At 60.8% G+C, this 618-nt stretch carries 2 protein-coding genes and 1 pseudogene; all 3 read right to left on the bottom strand.

Going from position 1 to position 618, the window contains the following annotated elements:
* Positions 1 to 61, bottom strand: a pseudogene (locus HMPREF3143_RS25820) (mercury transport protein MerC); the annotation flags it as partial.
* Between the two features lie 35 nt (positions 62 to 96).
* Positions 97 to 372, bottom strand: a complete 276-nt coding sequence (merP, locus tag HMPREF3143_RS21640) for a mercury resistance system periplasmic binding protein MerP (protein WP_000732292.1) — start codon at positions 370 to 372, stop codon at positions 97 to 99.
* 13 nt (positions 373 to 385) lie between these two features.
* Positions 386 to 618 (bottom strand): mercuric ion transporter MerT (locus HMPREF3143_RS21635; protein WP_139145884.1); only part of this gene is annotated, 233 nt, incomplete at its 5' end.

Below are 618 nucleotides of genomic sequence, written 5' to 3'. Positions count from 1 at the left end.
TCGCGGAAACGACGCTGCCGAGCGCGCCGGTTTTATCGGCAATGCGTGTCATCAGTCCCATGAAGCGGCTCTCGCTGTTGTCGTTGGCTTGCTGGCTCACTGCTTGACGCTGGACGGATAGCCGGCGTCTGCGGTGGCCTTGGTCAGCTTCTGTACGCTGGCCTTGGTGTCGTCAAAAGTGACGACGGCCTCGCGCTTCTCGAAGCCCACATCGACCTTGCTCACGCCTTCGACCTTGGAGAGCGCTTTCTTGACTGTGATCGGGCAGGCGGCGCAAGTCATGCCGGGAACCGCTAGCGTGACGGTCTGGGTAGCGGCCCACACCGGGGCAACAGCGGCGGCGAGGGCAAGGGAGGCAAACAGTTTCTTCATGATGAACTCCTGGTTAATAGAAAAATGGAACGACATAGGGAAATCCAAGCGCGACCAGGACCAGCACGGCCACGATCCAGAAAATCAGCTTGTAGGTGGCGCGCACCTGCGGAATCGCGCAGACCTCACCTGGCTTGCATGCCTGCACGGGCCGGTAAATCCGCTTCCAGGCGAAGAACAGCGCCACTAGCGCCGCGCCGATGAACAACGGTCGATAGGGTTCCAGCACCGTCAGGTTGCCGATCC

Origin of the sequence: Enterobacter sp. HMSC16D10, from assembly GCF_001807145.1 — a bacterium.
Lineage (GTDB): Bacteria > Pseudomonadota > Gammaproteobacteria > Enterobacterales > Enterobacteriaceae > Enterobacter > Enterobacter roggenkampii.
The sequence above is the reverse complement of the archived record's forward strand: the minus strand, read 5'-3'. Positions and strand labels throughout refer to the sequence as shown.